At 68.5% G+C, this 4,488-nt stretch carries 5 protein-coding genes; 3 read left to right on the top strand and 2 right to left on the bottom strand.

The features are described from left to right. Positions 1-30 precede the first annotated feature (30 nt). Positions 31-978, top strand: coding sequence for a LysR family transcriptional regulator (locus AC1D01_RS22260; RefSeq protein ID WP_477870144.1), 948 nt, complete (start codon positions 31-33; stop codon positions 976-978). Here the strand turns inward: AC1D01_RS22260 and AC1D01_RS22255 are convergent. Both AC1D01_RS22255 and AC1D01_RS22250 read right to left on the bottom strand, forming a co-directional pair. Continuing rightward, on the bottom strand, positions 971-1,450 hold the full coding sequence (locus AC1D01_RS22255; RefSeq protein WP_477870142.1) for a carboxymuconolactone decarboxylase family protein: 480 nt from the start codon (positions 1,448-1,450) through the stop codon (positions 971-973). The genes AC1D01_RS22260 and AC1D01_RS22255 overlap by 8 nt on opposite strands. 134 nt (positions 1,451-1,584) lie before the next feature. Then, positions 1,585-1,812 (bottom strand): hypothetical protein, encoded by a 228-nt coding sequence (locus AC1D01_RS22250; protein ID WP_477870140.1) that lies wholly within the window; start codon positions 1,810-1,812, stop codon positions 1,585-1,587. A 182-nt stretch (positions 1,813-1,994) separates the two neighbouring features. Between AC1D01_RS22250 and AC1D01_RS22245 the strand changes: the two genes are divergently transcribed. Together AC1D01_RS22245 and AC1D01_RS22240 are read left to right on the top strand one after the other, a co-directional pair. Continuing rightward, positions 1,995-3,569 (top strand): AbfB domain-containing protein, encoded by a 1,575-nt coding sequence (locus tag AC1D01_RS22245; protein WP_477870138.1) that lies wholly within the window; start codon positions 1,995-1,997, stop codon positions 3,567-3,569. Between the two features lie 264 nt (positions 3,570-3,833). Further along, positions 3,834-4,488 (top strand): hypothetical protein (locus AC1D01_RS22240; RefSeq protein ID WP_477870136.1); only part of this gene is annotated, 655 nt, incomplete at its 3' end.

Here is a 4,488-nt window from a genome sequence, read left to right as displayed (position 1 = left end):
TCCCTTGCTTCCCCTGCCGCGGCCGACACGCTGGCGGCCAGTTTCGCGGCCAGCTATGCCGGCGTGGTCGCCTTCATCGCCGTCGTCGACGAAGGCAGCTTCGCGAAGGCCGGCGAGCGGCTCGGCATCGGCCGCTCGGCGGTGAGCCGCAGCGTGCAGAAGCTGGAAGCCCAGCTCGATGCGCGGCTGTTCCACCGCACCACGCGCAGCACCGCGCTGACGCGCGAGGGCGAGCTGTTCCATGCGAACTGCCGCGTCGGCGTCGAGCACATCGTGCAGGCGCTCGACGACATGCGCGAGCTGCGCCAGGGGCCGCCGCGCGGGCCGCTGCGCATCGCGGCGACGCCCGGCTTCGGCCGCAAGGTGGTGGCGCCGCTGCTGCGCGGCTTCCAGGCGCGCTACCCGGAGATCGAGCTCGAGCTGCGGCTCGACGACCGACCGGCCGATTTCACGACCGACGGCATCGACGTGGCCTTCCGCGACGGCCGCATGGACGACAGCCAGGTGATCGCCAGGCAGCTGGTGCCGATGCAGGTGCTGGTGGTGGCATCGCCCGCCTACGTGCGCCGGCACGGCCTGCCGCGCAGCGTCGACGAGCTGGCCGCGCACCGCTGCATCAACCTGCGGCTCGCCTCCGGGCGGGTGCGCGACTGGGAGTTCAAGGTCGACGGCCAGCCACGCAAGCTGGTGCCGCCGTCACGTCACACCTTCAACGATGTCGAGCTGGCGCTGCAGGCGGCGCTCGACGGCCTGGGCCTGGCGCAGGTGGCCGCCTACCAGGCCTGCGAGCTGCTGCGCCGCGGCGAGTTGCTGGCCTGCCTGGGCGGCCAGGCGCCGGACGACAGTGGCCACTACCTGTGCTGGCTGAGCCGGCGCCAGCTGCCGGCGCGCATCCGGGTGTTCATCGACCACATGACCACCGAGACGCGCGCGCTCGACCTCGCGTGCCCGCTGCCCGGGACGGTGTCGATCAGCTGAGCCTGGCCTTGTCGAGGCCGAACGCGGTGTCCGACGAACCCGGCACGGTGCGGAACGCGACGTTGATGCGGTTCCACGCATTGATGTTCATCACCGCGTAGGTCAGGTCGGTCAGTTCCTTCTCGGACAGCTGGCCACGCACGCGCTCGTACAGGTCGTCGGGCACGCCCTGCGGCGCCAGCGTGGTCAGCGCCTCGGTCCAGGCCAGTGCGGCGCGTTCACGCGGTTCGAACAGCGTCGATTCGCGCCAGATCGCGAGGTGGTGCAGGCGCAGCGGGCGCTCGCCGTGGATCGTCGCCTGCTTGACGTGCATGTCGAGGCAGAAGCCGCAGCCGTTGATCTGCGAGGCGCGGATCGAGACCAGGTCGTGGATCTTCTCCTCGATCGTGCTGTCCTTCACCAGCCCGCCGAACTCGACGAACTTCTTGAAGAGTTCCGGCGCCTGGTGGACGTAGTTGATGCGTTGGGTCATCACATGCTCCTTGATCCCCAGTGCGGCTGGGGTACCCGGTTTCTGCGGAGTGCGGAATGGGCAGATCGTAGGAACGGGGACCCCGCCGCGGAAGGCCTGCGGCAGGGACCACGGTGTTGACCGCGTGGCACCAATCAGGGCGAGGGCGGCTGCGTCAGCGCCCGCACCTGCGCGGCCACGTCGGTGAGCTGGATCTTCAGCGCATCGAGCTCGCCATCGACCGCTTCCGAGAAGGTCTCGAGCAGCGCGCCGAAGGCCTGCACGTCCGGGTTGTTGCCCCAGCCGTTGGCCTGGGCCAGGCCCTGGAATTTCTTTGCGATGCGCTCCGCCGTGATGCCGGACTTGGTGTGGGTGGCGTTCATGGGTGGTTTCCCTGGGTGAGTGGTTCGGATCGCCATCGTGCCACCCCTGGCGAACCGCTGCGGCGCGTTGCAAGGTGGTGCTTTCTGAAACCGCTTGCAAAACCGCTAGGATCCGGCGATGGGCACCGTCAGAGTGCCCGGCAGCCGCGCCGATCGCCACACACATCACGTTGGAGGACACCATGAGAAGACTGCGACCTTTGCTTGCGCTGCTGCTGGGCCTGATCGGCCTGCTCAGCGCGCCGTTCGCGTTCGCGCAGAACTGGCAGCTCGTCTGGCAGGACGAATTCCACGGCAGCATCAGCCCCGACTGGGTCTTCGAGACCGGCACCGGCTCGGGCGGCTGGGGCAACAACGAACAGCAGTACTACCGGCGCGAGAACGCGACGGTCGAGAACGACGCGCTGGTCATCACCGCGAAGCGCGAGGATTTCGGCGGCATGCGCTACACCTCGGCGCGCATGAAGACGCAGGGCAAGAAGAGCTTCAAGTTCGGCCGCATCGAGGCGCGCATCGCGCTGCCGGGCAAGCAGGGCACCTGGCCGGCGTTCTGGATGCTGGGCAGCAACATCTCGAGCGTCGGCTGGCCCGCGTCGGGCGAGATCGACATCATGGAGCAGATCAACACCGGCGCCGACGTCTACGGCACCGTGCACTGGCAGGCCGCCAACGGCAGCTACGCGTCGTACGGCGGGCACGTGGCCACCAGCATCAACAGCTACCACGTGTACGCGGTCGAGTGGGACACGAACACCATCAAGTGGTTCGTCGACGGCGCGCAGTACCACGTGATCGACATCAGCAACAACGCCGGCGGCACCGATGAATTCCAGCGCGATTTCTTCCTGCTGCTGAACATGGCGGTGGGCGGCAACTGGCCCGGCTTCAACATCGACGAAGGGGCGCTGCCGGCGCGCATGCTGGTCGACTACGTGCGGGTCTACCAGCCCGGCACCGCGGCCACGACGCAGGCGGCCTGGACCAGCCAGAACATCGACGGCAACGTGATCCGCCACCAGGCGAGCCGCGGCCGCATCGACCCGGCCGGCAGCGTCTCGCCGATCGCCGACGGCAACTGGACGATGGTGCCGGGCCTGGCCGGCGGCGGCGTCTCGTTCCAGTCGGTGAACTACCCGAACAGCTACCTGCGTCACCGCAACGGCGAGGTCTGGCTCGACGCGAACGACAACTCGACGCTGTTCCGCCAGGACGCCACCTTCAACCAGCGTGCGGGCCTGGCCAATGCCGGCGCGACCTCGTTCGAATCGTGGAACTTCCCCGGCCGCTACCTGCGCCACCGCAGCTCGCTGCTGTACGTCGAGAGCATCGCGAGCGATGGAGACCGCAACGACGCGACCTTCGCGCGCACGCCGCTGCTGCAGGGCTCGTCGATCACGCTGGAGGCCGAGAACTACGCGGTGATGCAGGGCATGACGGCCGAAGCCTGCACCGAAGGCGGCCAGAACCTCGGCTACATCGATGCCAACGACTGGGTGGTGTGGGACGTGAACGTGCCCAGCGCCGGCACGTGGACGGTGCAGTACCGCGTCGCGAGCCAGAGCGGCGGCGGCGTGCTGCAGCTCGAGCGCGCCGGCGGCACGCAGGTGTACGGCAGCCTCGGCGTGCCGTCGACCGGCGGCTGGCAGAACTGGACCACGGTCTCGCACCAGGTGCAGCTGAGCGCCGGGCAGCAGCAGATCGCGGTGAAGGCGCTGCAGGGGGGGTGGAACCTGAACTGGATCAGGCTGAGCCGCTGATCCGCTGACCCGTTGAGAATCGGCCGGCGATCTCATCGCCGGCTGTCGCGAGACTGGCCCCCCTCGCGCGATGCACGTCGCGCAAAAGGGGCTGCGAAACTTGCATGGGCGCAGTGCCCTGCAGGCCTTGTAACGCGGGCGCACTTCTCTTCTAATTCGCTGGCCGCGCCGATGCAGTTCCTCCAGAGGATTCGCCGCGAGCACAGGTAGTCGGTCGAACACCGCAGGTGTTCACCGATGTCGAGGCGAGACGAGGAGCGTTCGGTGAAGCGCAGGAAGATGGCAGCGCTGATGCTGCTGATGGCGCACGCGTGCCTGTGGTGGGTCGGATCGGTTGCAGCACAGCCCATCACGCAGTACCAGGCGAGGTACGGGGCCACCGGCGCGTGGACGTCGTCGGTGCCGACCGCGGTCGGTGACCTGATCCGGATCCTGGAGTCTGTCAGCGGCTCGTATTGCGCGTCGGTGCGCAATGCGCCGGACGACTACACGATCCGCGAGTGCACCTACCTCGACCATGAGACCGACGGCGTGCACTTCCGCATGCGCCAGGTCATCGATTCCCGCTACCGCGACGAGATTCATCACTCCGACAACATCCTGGGCGGCACCTACGAAACCCGCGGCCCCTGGGTGATGACGCGCATCAAGGGCCCGCCGCGCAGCTGCCCGGCGCAGCTCCAGCCCGGGCACCCGATCCACCCGATCAGCGGCGGCAAGAGCCTGCGCGAGGACCTSGGCGTGGGCCGCATCGGCGGCCAGCCGCTGGTGGCGCTGTACGACACGATGAACCTGCCGCCGCAGAGCGCGCCGGAGGCGGCATCTGCTGCGGCGCTGGCCGCCAATGCGAGCGTCTCGTTCGGCGGATTCTGGCGCGGCAACCTGCACAAGCGCCTGATCTTCCAGACCGATGCCGCCC

Source organism: Rhizobacter sp. P3_B12 (assembly GCF_056402895.1).
This window is presented reverse-complemented; position numbering and strand designations above follow the sequence as displayed.

Bases quoted from the DNA above. Each gene is read 5' to 3' on its own strand.
- AC1D01_RS22255 (WP_477870142.1), bottom strand. From the start codon at position 1,450: ATGACCCAACGCATCAACTACGTCCACCAGGCGCCGGAACTCTTCAAG.
- AC1D01_RS22250 (WP_477870140.1), bottom strand. From the start codon at position 1,812: ATGAACGCCACCCACACCAAGTCCGGCATCACGGCGGAGCGCATCGCA.
- AC1D01_RS22245 (WP_477870138.1), top strand. From the start codon at position 1,995: ATGAGAAGACTGCGACCTTTGCTTGCGCTGCTGCTGGGCCTGATCGGC.